Raw genomic sequence first — 15,707 nt, forward strand, 5'->3', positions numbered from 1 at the left:
CGCACTTGTTGCGGTTTTTTATCCTCAAAATCTAACTATGCAAAATTACCAAATTACTGAAAAACTGCATGAGAGCAGTAACTCGTTAGTCTATCGCGGATATCGGCAAGCAGACAATCTGCCTGTTATCCTCAAAATGCTCAAACAAGCCTATCCTTCACCTGAAAAAATTGCCTGGTTTAAGCGAGAGTATGAAATAACCCAAAACATTAACTTACCAGGCGTAATAGATGTTTACAGCTTCCAAAACCTAGAAAATCAGTGGGTAATTGAGTTAGAAGATTTTGGCGGCGAATCCCTCAATCTGATAATCGCTAAGAAGCAATTTACACTTGCTGAATTTCTCCATCTGGCAATTGAGATTGTTGACATTCTCGGTCAGATTCACCAGCAGTATATTATTCATAAAGATATTAACCCATCAAATATTGTTTTAAATCAGCAGACAGGTAAGCTGAAGCTAATTGATTTTGGCATTTCCACAACACTGTCGCGAGAAAACCCAACCTTTCTTAACCCGAACGTATTAGAAGGAACGCTGGCTTATCTCTCGCCAGAACAAACAGGTCGCATGAATCGAAGAATCGATTACCGCACTGATTTTTACTCGCTGGGGATAACTTTTTATGAATTACTAACCGGACAGTTACCTTTCCCCACGAAGGATGTTTTGGAATTAGTGCATTGTCATATTGCTAAACAACCTATCCCACCGCACGAAGTCAAACCAGAAGTTCCACCTATTATTTCGGCGATCGTGTTGAAATTAATGGCAAAAAATGCTGAGAAACGCTACTTGTCAGCATATCAAATAAAGGCAGATTTACAAGAATGTCTCAGACAGTGGCAGAGCAAAGAGCAAATTGACCCTTTCCCAATCGCTCGGCACAATATTTCCGATCGATTTCAAATTCCCCAAAAACTGTACGGGCGAGAACGGGAAATTTCTGCCTTATTAGCTGCTTTCGAGCGAGTCAGCCAAGGAACCAGCGAAATGATGCTGGTTTCAGGATATTGTGGGATTGGAAAAACTGTATTAATACAAGAAATATATAAGCCGCTGACTCGCCAACGCGGTTATTTTATTTCTGGTAAGTTTGACCAATTTCAACGAGATACTCCCTACGCATCCTTAATTCAGGCATTTCGTTCATTAGTACGGCAGTTACTAACAGAAAGCGAGGCAGAAATTAGCAAGTGGCGAGAGAAACTCCAAGCGGAATTAGGGGAAGCTGTAGGGGTAATCGTTGAAGTTATTCCTGAAGTAGAACTAATTATTGGTTCGCAACCACCCCTACCAGATCTGCCTCCAGCAGAACAGAGGAATCGCTTTAATCTGGTTTTTCAAAAATTTATTAATATATTCACTCAGCCCGAACATCCGTTAGTAATTTTCTTAGACGATTTGCAGTGGGCAGATGGAGCCTCGCTGGAATTAATTCAACTGCTGATGACAGTAGCAGATCGTAAATATCTATTTTTTATTGGCGCATATCGCGATAATGAAGTAAACTCGGCACATCCGCTAATTCATACATTGGAAAATATTGAGAAAGCCAAAGAAACAACAATTAATAAAATATTCTTGACACCTTTAGCCTTAACCGATATTACGCAACTTTTAGTTGATACACTTCTTGCGGAATCAAAAAATGCTAAGCCACTTGCCGAATTGCTCCAACAAAAAACTGGTGGCAATCCGTTTTTTATCAATGAATTCTTAAAATCACTGCATTCTGAAGCATGGTTGTATTTTAACTACGAATCTCAGCAATGGCAGTGGGACTTAGAACAAATCAAAGCGCAACCGCTTACAGATAACGTTTTAGAACTAACGAGCAAAAATTTAAAAAAACTCCCGACAGCAACTCAGGCAGTCTTAAAATTAGCAGCTTGCGTAGGGAATCAGTTTGAGTTGAAAACACTAGCGATTATCTACGAAAAATCTCTTCAAGAAACAGCAACAGATTTACGGTCAGCACTCCAATCTGGTCTAATTATACCCCTCAGCCATGCTTATCAGTTGGCAGAACTTGATGTAGCAGGTTTGTCAGATCAGTTAGTTGCAGAATACAAATTTGCTCACGATCGCATTCAACAAGCAGTTTACTCTCTCATCCTCGAAGCAGATAGACAGTCAGTACATCTGCGAGTGGGCAGGTTATTACTGGAAAATACACCATCTGAAGAAGTGGCACAGAAGCTGTTTGATATTGTCAATCATTTGAACAAAGGCCGAGCGCTGATAGATCAACAAATAGAGCGATACGAGTTAGCCCAATTCAACTTACAGGCAGGTAAAAAAGCCAAATCTTCAGCAGCTAGCCAATCAGCTTTCAATTACCTTCAGATCGGCTTAAGTTTGTTAAATAACAATAGTTGGTCGCAGCAGTACAACCTTACCTTAGATTTGTATTTAGAAGCAGCAGAAACAGCTTATACAATTGCTAACTACGATGAAATGGAGCGCTTAGCTGGGGTAGTTTGGCAAAAAGCCCAAACGCTGTTAGAAAAAGTAAAAGTCTATGAAATCAAAATCCAAGCTTATTGCGCCCAAACTAAATTCCTAGAGGCGATCGACATTGGGCTAGAAGTTCTGAAATTACTTGGGGTAGAATTACCGCAACGACCGAACCAATCCGATCTGGCACAAGAGATGGAGCAGATAAAATCTGCTTTAGCGGGCAGGCAAGCCCAGGATCTAATCGACTTACCGCAAATGACCGACCCGTATAAACTAGCAGCTATGCGGGTGATGAACTACTTGTTGGGTCCTGCGTTCATAGCAATGAATCAACTGAGCTTATTAATTTGGTGCCGACAGGTGAATTTATCGATTCAGCATGGTAATGCTGCTAGCTCTGCTTTACCGTATATAGGTTACGGAATGATCCTCTGCTCGTCAGGAGAGCTTGACACTGGCTATCAGTTTAGTCAACTTGCTTTGAAGCTACTGGATCGATTCAAAGATAGAACATTTAAAGCAAGAATTTATGCAATATATAAGACATTTATCAAGCATTGGAATGAACCGCTCAAAGACACATCTTCTTTGTGCATGGAAGCTTATCAATGTGCGATAGAAACAGGAGATCTTGAATATGCTGCTAGTATTACCCTTAGCTATGCTTACGCTTTGTACCTCAGCGGTGTGGAGCTGATCGATGCCAAGAAAGAAATGGCGAAAGCCCTTGAATTTACTTATCAAACTCAACAGGAAGCATACATTCTTTGGGGTCAAATCTTTATGCAGGCGATCCTAAACTTGGGGGAACAAGTAGAAAATCCCTGCTGTTTGATTGGTGAAGTATACGACGAACAAAAGATGATACCCGTTCATCAAGCAGGTGGCGATCGCACTGGGCTCATGCAGGTTTATTCACTTAAAGTTCTCCTCTGTTATCTTTTCGAGGAGTTTCAGCAAGCTGTGGAGAATGCAGACCGCTTTGAAGAATACTCAGCTAATGCAGGCTCCTTTTTTATTCTCCCTGTTGTCTATTTGTATGATATGTTAGCCCGACTAGCGCTCTATCCTAATTCCTCAGAAACGGAAAGAGAAGAAATCCTGACAAAGGTGGCTGCTAAACAAGAAAAAATGGAAACATGGGCAAAGCAGGCTCCCATGAATTACCTGCACAAATTCTATCTAGTGGAAGCGGAACGCGATCGGGTATTAGGCAACGATAAGGATGCCAGAGAATATTACGACAAAGCCATCATCTTAGCCCGCGAAAACGAATATCTCAACGAAGAAGCCCTCGCCTACGAACTAGCAGCCAGGTTTTATTTAGCCAGAAATCAAAATCATGTTGCCCGTCACTACCTGCAAGATGCCCACTATGCCTATCAGCGTTGGGGGGCTGTAGCTAAAGTCAAAGATTTGGAAGCGCGATACCCGCAATTTTTAGCCCTTCAGTCGCTTAGTTCAACCCGAACAGATACTGAAAATAATATCATCAATCCAATCACCACAACAGGTAGCAATTCCGGCGAAGCGCTAGATTTTGCCGCAGTAATGAAAGCATCCCAAGCTATCTCCGGTGAAATCGTTCTCGAACAATTGTTAAACCAGGTGATGAAAACTGTGATTGAAAACGCAGGCGCCCAAAAAGGTTTTCTGATTCTGGATCAAGGCGGAAATTGGGCGATTGAAGCGGAAGCAGCAGTAGAAGGCGAGATCATTACCATTATGCAATCCATTCCCGTAGATTCTGTAGATCCTGCAACTGGAATTCCCCTCCTATCAACCGCCATCGTTAACTACGTCGCTCGCAGCCACGAAAATGTAGTATTAAATAACGCCACCGAGGAAGGACTATTTACTGGGGATTCTTACATTACCGCTACTCAACCCAAATCGATCCTCTGCACTCCCCTACTCAATCAAGGCAAACTAGGTGGTATTCTCTACTTAGAAAATAATTTGGCGATCGGCGCATTTACCTCGGAAAGAGTCGAAACTTTAAAAATCATTGCGGCTCAAGCTGCGATCTCAATTGAAAATGCAAGTCTCTACGAACAATTAGAAGATTACAACCGAACTTTAGAGCAAAAAGTAGAAGACCGTACCGCAGAATTAGCCCAAGCTAATACACAAATATTGAGTTTGAACGAACGGCTAAAAGTAGAAAATATTCGCATGAGTGCCGAACTAGACGTAACCCGCCGCCTGCAACAAATGATTTTGCCTCAACAGCAGGAATTAGACTCAATTGAAGGGTTAGAAATTGCTGCATTCATGGAACCTGCTGATGAAGTTGGCGGTGACTACTACGACGTACTAAATCACGGCGGTAAAGCCACAATTGGCATCGGCGACGTGACAGGACACGGTTTAGAAAGCGGCGTGTTAATGATTATGGCGCAAACAGCTATTCGCACTTTGTTGGTTCACAATGAAACCGACCCAGTGAAATTATTACAGACAGTCAACCAAACGCTTTTTGACAACGTAGAGCGCATGAATTGCGGTAAAAGTATGAGCCTTTCTTTGCTGGAATATAGGGGGGACAACATCCTACGTTTGAGCGGACAGCACGAAGAGGTGATTGTCGTGCGTGACCGCGGCGAAGTAGAGCGGATTGATACCATGGAGTTAGGCTTTCCCATCGCCTTAGAACCAGATATTGCCGATTTCATTGCTACTACTGAAATACAGCTAAATTCCGGGGATGTTGTCGTACTCTACACAGATGGAATTACGGAAGCTTTTGATATGAATCAAAAGGAATACGGTATTGAGCCATTGATTGAACTTGTTGCCCTTAACAGGGAAAAGTCAGCAGCAGAAATCAAGCAAGCTATTATTGACGACGTGCGGCGATATATCGGGGAGCAAAAAGTATTTGATGACATTACTTTGGTAGTAATCAAACAGAAGTAAGTATGGGAGAATTTAGTTGCGGAAGTGTCAAATATCTTTCGAGGCTTTGGGGAAAAATATATAATTAATTTTGCTTGACTACTTATACCTAATTTTTTGGGGACATGAATTGAAAATTTTAGATTTATCATTCCTGGGCGTATCCAGGGGCAAAAACCAGGTTTCTCCGTCAATCTCTCAGGCGAGAGAGCCACTATTTTTCGGCTCAACCGGGTTTGTTGCCTAAGTTATATTTATGTCAATCTTATGTAGCAGAAATAACTCCTTCGCCCAATCGGTTACACCTAATTTAGCTACCCGAAACTGAGGGCGATCGCTTCCCCAGTACCAAAATCAGTAAACTGGCGTACATCGGGTTCATGGAATGCTAAAACAATATCTTCTTTAGGCACTCCCAGTTCGACGAGTTGGTTCGCAATTCCGACTTCAGTACCGTCATGTTGAATCCAAATTTTTCCACCCTTGATATCAAGATGCAGAATACAGCCAAAATCGCGTTTATTTCCACGCCAACCCACATACAGAAGTTGATAATGATCTTGCTCAGTATCAAAAAGGGTTTGCACTTCGTATTCTTGCGCGTTGCGTTGTATCGAAATGCGCTCTCGCCGTTCTGAAAGAAGATGACGAATGTATTGCCGATATTGCTCTATAGCCATTGAACAATAACCTCCTGTTGCACATCATAAATCATCAATCGTAGTTGATATCGCCCAAGCGCAGCCACAATAAACCGTCGTTGAAAGAAACTTTCATAAATTGGCACTCGCACCGCTAGATAGAGGCGGCGATCGGGTTCAATCATTTCAAGCGCATCGCGATAATTGAGAAATTGTCCCAATGCAGTATGAAAATCTGAAACATTGGATGGGCTAATGAAACTTTTAACTTCTACAGCTATTTTCTGATGATCTCGCTGGGCGGCTAACAGTTGTTCCGCCCAGCGAGATCAATCTCAAAATCTACATCATCAACATTAATTTCATAGGGATCGGCCGTAATTTGCCAACCTTGCTTTTCTAAACCAGTCTTAACAACACCATGAAACCGATCTTTTACCATACAAGTTTTCTAGTTGTAGATAACTACTCATCTTGTAAGTATTTTTGCTTGACCAGCCCTAGAACTTACCAATGAATATTATAACCTACATTTGGCGATCGCCAATAGTTTACAAACCGGATATCGGCACAAAGTCGTAACCGTAACTGGTGCGATTTCCGGGTTTAACAGTTACTAATTGAACTGCGCCATTACGATCGCCCGAAGGTAAAAACCGAATCGGGCCGGATGCTCCATTTGCCGAAAAATCTGACGCCGATAAAGCTTGTTGAATGCCTGTACGAGTCGGATTGCGCCCTAAACCGGCAATTAACGTGATCGTCGCGTCGTAGGCTAAAGCTGTGCGCCAACTTACTTCAGCATTCCAAAGTTGTTTGGATGTTTGGCGAAAGTTTGACTGCGGATCTGCGAGAATGTGCCAAGGAACAGCTAGCACCATATCTGTTGCTCCTGCGCCACCGATTTGCAGTGTTTTAGCAGTATAAGCATCGTCTCCTGCTAGTAATGGCAGCCGTTTGGCGTTTACTTGCACTACTTGCAAAGCTTGGTCGAGCGTGGCTGAATCGGATGCTAACAGAATCACTTCTGCTCCTTGGGAGATCGCACTTTTAACGCTATCGGCCGCATTAAAATTGCCCTTAGCAAAGTCAAATTCTGATACTATTTGTCCACCATCTCCGTAAAGAGCCGTAGTAAATTCATCTTTTAAAGATTTGCTGTAACTGCTGGCCGAATTGAAAAATACAGCAGCTTTTTGCTTTTGCAATTTTCCCCGCATATAGCGGGAAAGAGCATTAGCCGCAAATCGATCACTCGGCACTGTCCGAAATATATTGTTGCCAACTCCTGAAAGCTGCACAGACGTACTTGTCGGAGAAATTGCTACTAATTGTTTTTGCTGGTAAATCTTGCTGGCTGCTAGCGTTGTATCTGAAGCAAAATGCCCGATTACTCCTAAAATTTCCGAGTTATTTGCTAAAGCACTGGCAATTTGCGCGGCAATTTCTGGGTTGTTGTCATCGTTAGCAATTACCACTTTTAAGGGAGTACCGCTAATGCCGCCGCTTTGGTTGATTTCATTTTGAGCTTGAGCTACGCCCCGCATAATTTCTAGAGCAGCATTGATATCGCCGCCAATGGGAACTGCTGTGGCAATTGTGTAGGATTTTTGATTGCCGATGCGGGCGTTGTTGAGGTAAATTAGTCCTTCTGGATCGTTGCGATTGGTTTTCAGCGAAGCTTGTAAGTCGGAAATAGCTGCGTTATAGTTGCCAGATGCGATCGCCTGTACTGCGGCTTGTTTGGTTGTTGTGGCTTGCTCTGGAATTAACAGTTTTTGTCCGGCACTCAGACGCTGCCCTATTGCCTCCTCTGATTGCGGCGAATTCCCCGTCGCAGACTTGGGAAATGTCTGATTTGGGGGTGATGAACCTCCGAGATTGATGCCGCCTCGGCTTGTCAGCCACCAAATACCTGCACCGGCTAGCCCGATCGTAATTAGGAGCGATAATACCAGAACAGCGGTTTCATTTTTTTGGGACATGGCTGCAGAATTTTAAATTTTAGGTTTTAGATTCAAAGAAGGAAGGAAGTTCGGCAACGAGCAATGTATGAGATGTAAAGCATTTAATAACAAGTTCTCTTTCATTTAATAATTTATGTAGCAATTATGCTAATTCTCATACTTGAGATAGATGATTGTGGGCTGACATATACCTATATTTTAGCAGTTGTTAATTTATTTGATCGGGATATTATAGAATCTAGCTGTGTAGCAGCTTAGATTCCACTGAGGTTGACTATGATACCTGCGGATTGTCCCGTCTCTGAGGGTTTGGCTCCTTTACCGTATTTGGCGCTGCTGGGGGTCGGAGCCATTTCTGGGGTGATTTCTGGTGCTGTTTCAGGCACCGCGTCTCCTGAGTGTGCGATCGGTGGAATGCGATCGCTATGCCGTCATCTAGGGCAACCAGCGAACCCGATATTTTCCCTGTTTCTTTTTCCCTCCTTGAACACCTTGCTCGCGGCTACGAAACCTGGACTAAAGAGTCGCTGGCTCATAGCTTGCTTAAGTTGTTGACTGCCGTTTTATTTGCGGTCATACTTCCTACTAAGCTAGAACAATCAGCTAAATATAGTTTGTTGCGATTCCTACTTTATAGGTTTTTTTATGTTGTTTAGCTTTTTGTAAACACCTTTCAGCGTTTCATATCACAATTATTTAATAAATTGTTTTTCTTAATTATATCTTTATTTTTGCGTCCAATCTCGACAGTGGGAGAGTTGTTAATTATCCTGGGGCGGGGAAAGATTAAAGTTTTTTTAAGTTTGGCAAAAAAAACGAAATCTTTTGTAATATAAAGAAGAAAGTTGAAAAAAATATAAAGACAAACTAATTGGATAAAAGTGTCGCTAAGGTAGTAAAAATGACGGTTGGTCAGAGAAAAAGAGTGTTAAGCTAGGCTAAGCTCAGTCAAAGCAAAACCTTGATATTTAATTAAGTTCGATCGATAACAAAGGCTAAGGTAAATTCCATGGCAAACTCAGTTTTAAATCAGCCAAACGCAGCAGCAGGAGTGCAGTGGCAGCCAAAAGATATTATCCGCGGCCTAGTGTGGAAAATTGCGATCGCAACCTGGCTGTTAATGGCTGTAGGCAGCGCCACGCGAGTCATGAATGCGGGGCTCGCTTGCCCCGACTGGCCGCTGTGCTACGGTCAATTAATACCCGCAGCGCAAATGAATTTGCAGGTATTTCTGGAATGGTTTCACCGATTGGACGCTGCGGCAATTGGCTTAAGCGCGATCGCACTTTTAGGACTATCTTTGTTTTACCGCAGCCGCCTGCCAAAATGGCTGCCTTGGGCGAGCGCTGGGGCAGTATTTTTAATCGTTTTTCAAGGCGTATTGGGCGGCTTGACAGTAACACAACTGCTCAGATTTGACATCGTTACGGCTCACTTGGGAACAGCTTTACTATTTTTTGGCGCCCTGCTAGTCATCGGTTTCATGCTGACTCCCTACGAAGCTACAGGAAATGTCGGCAAATTGGCTTGGGTAAGTTCGATCGCAGCATTGTTAGTTTACCTGCAAAGTTTGCTAGGAGCATTAGTAGGCTCTAGATGGGCACTGCACCAATGTTTGGACTCCTCAGAATTGTGCTCGGTAATGAACAGCCACATCGCCGGTATCGTACCAGCTACAGCAGCGACTTTAGCCGTAGCAGTCATGGCTTGGCGGCAGCCTGCACTGAGTCCAAACTTGCGAAAACTGGCTAACTGGGCGAGTGTTTGCCTAATTGCTCAATTAGTTCTGGGATTAGCAACTTTCCGGCTGCACCTTCAGGTAGAACCGCTGACAGTCGCCCACCAAGCCGTCGGTGCTGCTTTGCTGGGAACCCTGATAGCTTTTAGTGTTTTAGCTTGGCGCGATCGAGTTTTATCAGCTTGAGAGATAAGACTAAAGTAAGAGGCGGCGGGTTTATTAATCCTTGTAGCTACACCAATAATTTATCGTAAAACCCGCCACTCCAACCTAATGACTAATGACGAATTCGCAAATAATTACTAACAGCTTACAACCGATGCAAGAAATTTTTACTAACGACAGGCCCCGCCTCCACGAAAACTTTTCGCAAGTGGTGAAAAGTTACTATCAACTAACAAAACCCAGAATTATTTTACTGCTGCTAATCACTACCTCAGCAGGAATGTGGATGGCCGCCAAAGGAGAAGTAGATCCGCTATTGCTGGTATCAACTATTACTGGAGGCGCTTTAGCTTCCGCGTCGGCAAATACGATTAATTGTGTCTACGACAGTGACATCGATTATATTATGGAGCGCACCCGGTGGCGGCCGATTCCTTCGGGGCGTGTCAAGAAGCGGGATGCTTTGATATTTGCGATCGCCCTAGCTACAATATCCTTTACATTGCTGACAGTTGTTGCCAACTTATTAGCGGCATTGCTAGCAATGTCAGGCATCGTTTTCTATGTCCTAATTTACACGCACTGGCTGAAGCGTCACAGCGTGCAAAACATCGTCATCGGCGGTGCAGCAGGGGCAATTCCCCCGCTAGTTGGGTGGGCTGCGGTGACGGGAGATTTGAGTTGGGGTGCGTGGCTGCTGTTTGGGATTATATTCCTGTGGACACCGCCGCATTTTTGGGCATTAGCAATGATGATTCGCGATGAATACAAGGAAGTAGGCGTCCCCATGTTACCCGTAATTGAGGGCGACGAAGCCACAGCCCGCCAAATTTGGATTTACACGCTATTGATGATTCCTGCAACTTTGCTGCTAGTTTATCCCCTGCATTTAGCGGGCGCGGTGTATGCGGGAACAGCTATTTTCCTGGGTGCTATTTTTGCCCAAAAAGCTTGGTTGCTGTTGCAGACTCCAGAGGATAAGGCCGTTGCGCGATCGCTCTTCAAATACTCTATTCTGTACCTGATGCTCTTGTGCGCCGGAATAGTCGTTGACAGTTTGCCTGCGACTCATAATTTTACTACTGCTGTTGTACAAAATGTGCAAACTTTGATTAGTGCAGTTGTTATGTAGTCTGCTTTTAGAGCCCCGACTTCTTGAAGAAGTCGGGGCTCTCGCTATTTAGATATTTTTTAAGTATTTACGCAAAAACTCTAACTGGTTCACCATTTCCTCTGCTGTCTTATTACCAGTTATTTCCATAATCACTCTAACTTGCTCGCCGACGGAATAGTCTCGTGAGCCGCTACCGTAGTTATTGCCGGAAGCAAGTAGTTGTGTGGATTGAGGCAGGCTTTGGGTGACGATCTTTCAGGGTATTGAACTTGAGGTGGCGATAGAGGAATTATATCGCGGTGTGAGTTTGGGGCGATAAATGAAATAAGCTAGAGACAAAGATTTTAAACAATTTTAACCCATGCCAGCATCCGTTGCTTATCTGTTTGATAGAATTACAGTGAACCCAAGACAATGTGGCGGTCGTCCCTGCATCCGGGGAATGCGGATTCGAGCCATCGATATCCTAGAGTTGCTAGCTGCTGGTTTTAGTTTTGAGCAAATTCTCGAAGAATTGCCCGACTTGGAACTTGAAGATATCAAAGCTGCGCTTCTGTATGCAGTCCGCAAACTCGATCGTCCCGTTGTAGCCGCATGACAATTTGTTATACTGAAGTTCAGATTAATAGTTGGGCTGTTCAAATCCTCGGCTAAGGTGTGACACATACATATCCCCTTGTTCTCTAGCGTCAGTGTTAGGCTTACTCATGATAAAAAAGCTGCTAAAAATTCCTTTACTCTCAAAAAATTTAGCAATTCTTAGACATTACTTCCCTGATGCAAAGGTATTCATACATGGTTCTTTAGCCCAAGGTTCAGAAAGTTTTAGAGATATAGATATTATTATTGTTAGCTATATGTTCTCGGATACTGTAGGAATAAAGCGCGCACAAATCACTTGTGAAATTTTGCGAGATCTCAACTACAGCATCGATCCAATATGTTTAACTCCGAAGGAGTTTCAGCGCTTTCTTATGGCAGATCATATCTTCACCCATACAATAAAAGAAAAGCTATACCCAATATTGTGAAGTAAAAGTAGTAGTAATGAACCAACAAAGCCACAAACTGTTCAGATCAGCAATTCAAGAAGTTTGGCAATACTGTCAATCGGAAATTGATTCGGGTGCATTATCAGCCAGAAGAAGAACTACGCTAGGAGAGGCTGCATTACTTATTTATGAGGTTCTTATATCAGTCAGCTTATCATCTGTCGATCGTGTCCTGTTAGAAAAAGTATTTTACAAGATATCGCATATTATATATGACGAAGAATCACTGTTCTACTACAGCAGTTTTTACTACAGCTACCAAAATGTGCAAAAGGAACTAAAGGAAGCGCAAAATCACTTCTTGAAAGCGAATCTAGACATCTTAGCAATGCGATTGAAAATCCGGCTAATTCGCATGGGAGTTGCCAAGTTTGGTGGAAATTCAACGGATCAATACTTTTTATCACGCTTAGAACAGCTAACTTGGGGTATCAAGTATGTGTTTAATAAAAGTTGTGTTGATCTATATATTCCAGCTTTATACGCTATGGCGAATCTTCATCAGACTCTGATTGAACTGCTTGATGGAGCAATCGCAGAAAAAAATATAGTCCAAAACAATCTGAGAGTTGTGAATAGTCTCCTAGTGACAATTACAGGAAGACCAGAAATCAAAAAAACTCTTGCTGAATCTATGCAGTTGAGTTTCTTTGTGACAGACCAATTAAGAAGATTTCAAGTTATTGAAGGAAATCAGCCTAGTTATGAGTTTAGTGAGATAGCCTTTGACTCTTTAGACTGGACACCACAAACTCGCTCTCTGACTTCGCTAAGTTTTCATACGCCAGATAAGTTTATACAAATTTGCTCTCACTCAGTTGATAACTGGCTTCAAAATCTTGAGAGTATGCAACCAATCTCCAAGATTTGGTTAACTTTTATTATTGCCAGATATTTCAAGTTAACTGAGTTTTCTGAGGTATTTACTTTAGATCTTAATTACTCGGCTAGCAATTCTCTTGACATAAATGAAGTTATGACGACTTACTTTAGTGCATATCGTGCTATTTCTAGTTGCTCAGTTAGTCCGGCTGACCTCGATACATTATTTGCGCTGGATGATAATGAACTAAGAATACGACTTGGAAAATCCCTGATTAACTTGGATAAAGTGGTGATTGAAAGAGAGGCACGGAAGCCCCACGGTGTGTCTGAAATAGCTGATATGGAAATACCGTTAAGCTTAAAAAGCGGTAAAACTCACTACCTTTGTATGCCGTTCAAATCTGCTCTTGAAGTCCGTAAAGAATCGGTGTCTGTAGACTACTCGTATCAAATTATCCGCCCTTTCACCTTTTTTGATAACTGCGTTGTCGTTTTTGTCACGGCAAAAAAATGTTCGCAACCTCTGATGAATTCAATTAAGCAGATGCGCGAAAAGTTTAATTGGCCAATTGGTGTACTTCAACACTCAGAACTAGCTGCTCTCCTGAAGCTCAATGGAAATTTATGATCGTATAAGCTAATGCCATGCAAGCCAAACTTCAAGAACAACTTTCTCCTGCTGATGCCGAAGTCATTTTGAGACGTTTGCCAGAACGAATTCAAGTGGCTCCGATCGCGCGTGCTGCGGAAATTGAATATCCGATCGCAGCGACGATCGCCATTTCGATCGCCAATTTTCTCGACACAGAAGCATTAGGTTTCGTAGATTGCAAACCAGGACGCGGGCAGTAAAATCGAGAAGTCCCAGGCGATGAAGTTCGAGATAACGTGAAAGCCCGATCGCTAAAATGATGAATAGATGTTGCTGCCAAGATAACCATGACCACCATCACCCTCAACCTCTCTCCCGAACTCGAACACCAGATCCGCACTGAAGCAGCTAGACAGGGCGTTGAACCCGATCGCTACATCCTCAACGCCCTGCAAGAACGCCTCCAGCCTAGACTTCCAACCACCCAACCTACAGAAGCCGACTTGCTGCAACAAATTAACATCGGCTTTAGTGCACAAACCTGGGAAGAATACCATGCCCTCATCGCCAAGCGTCATGCCGAAACCCTGACTCCCGAAGAACACAAGCAACTGATCCAAATGAGCGATCGCCTTGAACAACTCAATGTTGCCCGCATTCAAGCCTTAATTCAACTCGCCACCTTTCGCAACCAACCTCTGACGGAGCTCATGCAAACCCTCGGCTGCCTGCGGGTTCTTCCGTCTATGATAAGAAGCAGTTAGAGTCTTAAAAAATTTATGCCAGTTGTAGCAGTTAAAACTTACATAGAGTATCGGAATGATGCCTATTGGGTTGAAGGAACTCGGATTTCTCTTGACTCGATCGCCTATGCTTTCCAACAAGGATTATCGCCCGAAACTATTGTTCAGTCTTTCCCACTACTGACACTGGAACAGGTTTATGGTGCGATCGCCTTTTATCTAGCCAACCGCGCTGAAATCGACGCTTACTTAGCCGCCGAAGAAGCTGCATTTGATGCGATGCCTCAACCTCTACAAACCCGCGATCCAGCTTTGTACAACAAACTGATTGCAGCTAAAGCAGCAAGACAGCAGGTGCGATCGTGAATGTGCGCTATCAAGCTGATGCTGACTTAAATCAGGCGATCGTCACAGGGTTACTGCGACGAGAATCTACAATCGACTTTCAAACTGCCTTTGCTGCTGGGTTAGAAGGTGTTAAAGATTCCGACGTGCTGGCAATTGCAGCACAGCAAAGACGTGTTCTCGTCAGCCACGATCGCAAAACAATGCCAGCGGAATTTGCTGAGTTCATTACTACTAATCAGAGTGCTGGAGTCATTATTGTTTCCCGAAAAATACCGATGGAAGTTGTCATTGAAGAACTACTCTTGATTTGGGCAGCATCTAGTGCAGAGGAATGGGTCGATCGTATTGCCAAGCTACCCCTTTGATGCACACTAAAATGGATATCGAAAGCATTAAGCTAGAAACAGACAACAGAGAGCCAACCTACGCAAAAGGTTAATATCAATGGTTGCGATCGCCCAAAAAACCCTTTCCTTCGAGGAATTTCTCAACTGGGATGACGACTCAGGTAGGTCATTCGAGCTAGTCAATGGAGTTGCCATGCCCCTGAGTGAACCCACAGCCAAACATGAGGATGTCGTCGATGGTTTATGTCGTCTCTTGGTAGATCATTGCCAATCCTTGAACCTTCCCTACGTTCCTCGACAAAGTAAACAAGTCAGATTGAACGCTGCCCCGGGCGAAAGTGAATCGAGTCGTAAAGCCGACATAGTGGTGTTTGCCAAGGAAGAATGGGTCAGAATGCGTCAAAGTTCTGCCTCTGCTGCTGCCTATATTCCACCTCCGTTGGCGATCGAAGTTGTCAGTACGAATTGGCGGGATGATTACCGCATCAAATTGAATGAGTATGAAACTTTAGGAATCCTGGAGTATTGGATCGTTGATTATGCAGGGTTGGGAGGCGTTCAGTATATTGGTTCTCCAAAACAGTCTACGGTGACCATCAACCGCTTAATCGATGGTGAATATCAGGCACAGCGATATCAAGGAGAAGCCATTATTGTTTCTCCAACGTTTCCTCAGTTGGTATTAACGATCGCTCAAATCGTGGCGATGACAGAAGTTTAGTGTTTGCAAATTATGAGACTTGCAATCGTTGGTTGACGAACTGTACGAGCAATTGGGATACAATTATTTCCTCAATTACGATAGCAATCCAC

Annotated in this window: 16 protein-coding genes; 11 read left to right on the plus strand and 5 right to left on the minus strand. The window is 43.3% G+C overall.

Translation table 11 applies throughout. The features are described 5' to 3' along the window. Nucleotides 1-37: 37 nt before the first annotated feature. Nucleotides 38-5,383: an AAA family ATPase gene (locus QUB33_RS01055; RefSeq protein WP_333346116.1), complete on the plus strand. Its 5,346-nt coding sequence runs from the start codon at nucleotides 38-40 to the stop codon at nucleotides 5,381-5,383. A 293-nt stretch (nucleotides 5,384-5,676) separates the two neighbouring features. Here QUB33_RS01055 and QUB33_RS01060 read toward each other — a convergent pair whose 3' ends face one another. From QUB33_RS01060 to QUB33_RS01075, 5 genes are all read right to left on the minus strand, one after another. Beyond that, nucleotides 5,677-6,042, minus strand: a complete 366-nt coding sequence (locus tag QUB33_RS01060) for a XisI protein (protein WP_333346119.1) — start codon at nucleotides 6,040-6,042, stop codon at nucleotides 5,677-5,679. Continuing rightward, entirely contained in the window at nucleotides 6,033-6,314 is a 282-nt protein-coding gene (locus QUB33_RS01065; RefSeq protein WP_445299496.1) for an element excision factor XisH family protein, read from the minus strand. Before QUB33_RS01065 ends, QUB33_RS01060 begins: the two co-directional genes overlap by 10 nt. Then, entirely contained in the window at nucleotides 6,308-6,445 is a 138-nt protein-coding gene (locus QUB33_RS29605; protein WP_445299493.1) for an element excision factor XisH family protein, read from the minus strand. The genes QUB33_RS01065 and QUB33_RS29605 overlap by 7 nt, the downstream gene beginning before the upstream one ends. Nucleotides 6,446-6,554: 109 nt before the next feature. Next, nucleotides 6,555-7,988, minus strand: a complete 1,434-nt coding sequence (locus tag QUB33_RS01070) for an ABC transporter substrate-binding protein (RefSeq protein WP_333346122.1) — start codon at nucleotides 7,986-7,988, stop codon at nucleotides 6,555-6,557. 236 nt (nucleotides 7,989-8,224) lie between these two features. Next, complete coding sequence (locus QUB33_RS01075; RefSeq protein ID WP_333346125.1) at nucleotides 8,225-8,356, minus strand: hypothetical protein; 132 nt, start codon at nucleotides 8,354-8,356, stop codon at nucleotides 8,225-8,227. Nucleotides 8,357-8,979: 623 nt separating this feature from the next. Here QUB33_RS01075 and QUB33_RS01080 point away from each other — a divergent pair. The 10 genes from QUB33_RS01080 to QUB33_RS01120 all read left to right on the plus strand — a co-directional run bounded on the left by QUB33_RS01080 (nucleotide 8,980) and on the right by QUB33_RS01120 (nucleotide 15,615). Continuing rightward, nucleotides 8,980-9,894: a heme A synthase gene (locus QUB33_RS01080; RefSeq protein WP_333044957.1), complete on the plus strand. Its 915-nt coding sequence runs from the start codon at nucleotides 8,980-8,982 to the stop codon at nucleotides 9,892-9,894. A 133-nt stretch (nucleotides 9,895-10,027) separates the two neighbouring features. After that, nucleotides 10,028-11,005: a heme o synthase gene (locus tag QUB33_RS01085; protein WP_333346262.1), complete on the plus strand. Its 978-nt coding sequence runs from the start codon at nucleotides 10,028-10,030 to the stop codon at nucleotides 11,003-11,005. 343 nt (nucleotides 11,006-11,348) lie between these two features. Further along, nucleotides 11,349-11,585, plus strand: coding sequence for a DUF433 domain-containing protein (locus QUB33_RS01090; RefSeq protein WP_333346129.1), 237 nt, complete (start codon nucleotides 11,349-11,351; stop codon nucleotides 11,583-11,585). 109 nt (nucleotides 11,586-11,694) lie between these two features. Further along, complete coding sequence (locus QUB33_RS29610; RefSeq protein ID WP_445299494.1) at nucleotides 11,695-12,018, plus strand: nucleotidyltransferase domain-containing protein; 324 nt, start codon at nucleotides 11,695-11,697, stop codon at nucleotides 12,016-12,018. Nucleotides 12,019-12,034: 16 nt separating this feature from the next. Next, on the plus strand, nucleotides 12,035-13,492 hold the full coding sequence (locus QUB33_RS01095) for a hypothetical protein (RefSeq protein WP_333346132.1): 1,458 nt from the start codon (nucleotides 12,035-12,037) through the stop codon (nucleotides 13,490-13,492). A gap of 17 nt (nucleotides 13,493-13,509) precedes the next feature. Further along, the gene (locus QUB33_RS01100) at nucleotides 13,510-13,716 is read left to right on the plus strand and encodes a hypothetical protein (RefSeq protein ID WP_333346135.1); all 207 of its coding nucleotides are present in this window, start codon (nucleotides 13,510-13,512) and stop codon (nucleotides 13,714-13,716) included. 87 nt (nucleotides 13,717-13,803) lie between these two features. Next, the gene (locus QUB33_RS01105; RefSeq protein ID WP_333346138.1) at nucleotides 13,804-14,220 is read left to right on the plus strand and encodes a hypothetical protein; all 417 of its coding nucleotides are present in this window, start codon (nucleotides 13,804-13,806) and stop codon (nucleotides 14,218-14,220) included. Between the two features lie 15 nt (nucleotides 14,221-14,235). Further along, nucleotides 14,236-14,565 carry a DUF433 domain-containing protein gene (locus QUB33_RS01110; RefSeq protein WP_333346141.1) on the plus strand — a complete coding sequence of 110 codons (330 nt, stop codon included), beginning with the start codon at nucleotides 14,236-14,238 and terminating at the stop codon, nucleotides 14,563-14,565. After that, nucleotides 14,562-14,912 carry a DUF5615 family PIN-like protein gene (locus tag QUB33_RS01115; RefSeq protein WP_333346144.1) on the plus strand — a complete coding sequence of 117 codons (351 nt, stop codon included), beginning with the start codon at nucleotides 14,562-14,564 and terminating at the stop codon, nucleotides 14,910-14,912. Before QUB33_RS01110 ends, QUB33_RS01115 begins: the two co-directional genes overlap by 4 nt. A gap of 79 nt (nucleotides 14,913-14,991) precedes the next feature. Beyond that, on the plus strand, nucleotides 14,992-15,615 hold the full coding sequence (locus tag QUB33_RS01120) for a Uma2 family endonuclease (RefSeq protein ID WP_333346147.1): 624 nt from the start codon (nucleotides 14,992-14,994) through the stop codon (nucleotides 15,613-15,615). The last annotated feature ends 92 nt before the right edge of the window (nucleotides 15,616-15,707 follow it).

It is taken from the genome of Microcoleus sp. B3-A4 (assembly GCF_036705385.1).
Lineage (GTDB): Bacteria > Cyanobacteriota > Cyanobacteriia > Cyanobacteriales > Microcoleaceae > Microcoleus.

Excerpts from the sequence above, each read along its gene's own strand:
- QUB33_RS01055 (WP_333346116.1), top strand. The coding sequence starts at position 38 with ATGCAAAATTACCAAATTACTGAAAAACTGCATGAGAGCAGTAACTCG.
- QUB33_RS01060 (WP_333346119.1), bottom strand. The coding sequence starts at position 6,042 with ATGGCTATAGAGCAATATCGGCAATACATTCGTCATCTTCTTTCAGAA.
- QUB33_RS29605 (WP_445299493.1), bottom strand. The coding sequence starts at position 6,445 with ATGGTAAAAGATCGGTTTCATGGTGTTGTTAAGACTGGTTTAGAAAAG.
- QUB33_RS01070 (WP_333346122.1), bottom strand. The coding sequence starts at position 7,988 with ATGTCCCAAAAAAATGAAACCGCTGTTCTGGTATTATCGCTCCTAATT.
- QUB33_RS01080 (WP_333044957.1), top strand. The coding sequence starts at position 8,980 with ATGGCAAACTCAGTTTTAAATCAGCCAAACGCAGCAGCAGGAGTGCAG.
- QUB33_RS01085 (WP_333346262.1), top strand. The coding sequence starts at position 10,028 with ATGCAAGAAATTTTTACTAACGACAGGCCCCGCCTCCACGAAAACTTT.
- QUB33_RS01090 (WP_333346129.1), top strand. The coding sequence starts at position 11,349 with ATGCCAGCATCCGTTGCTTATCTGTTTGATAGAATTACAGTGAACCCA.
- QUB33_RS29610 (WP_445299494.1), top strand. The coding sequence starts at position 11,695 with ATGATAAAAAAGCTGCTAAAAATTCCTTTACTCTCAAAAAATTTAGCA.
- QUB33_RS01095 (WP_333346132.1), top strand. The coding sequence starts at position 12,035 with ATGAACCAACAAAGCCACAAACTGTTCAGATCAGCAATTCAAGAAGTT.
- QUB33_RS01100 (WP_333346135.1), top strand. The coding sequence starts at position 13,510 with ATGCAAGCCAAACTTCAAGAACAACTTTCTCCTGCTGATGCCGAAGTC.
- QUB33_RS01105 (WP_333346138.1), top strand. The coding sequence starts at position 13,804 with ATGACCACCATCACCCTCAACCTCTCTCCCGAACTCGAACACCAGATC.
- QUB33_RS01110 (WP_333346141.1), top strand. The coding sequence starts at position 14,236 with ATGCCAGTTGTAGCAGTTAAAACTTACATAGAGTATCGGAATGATGCC.
- QUB33_RS01120 (WP_333346147.1), top strand. The coding sequence starts at position 14,992 with ATGGTTGCGATCGCCCAAAAAACCCTTTCCTTCGAGGAATTTCTCAAC.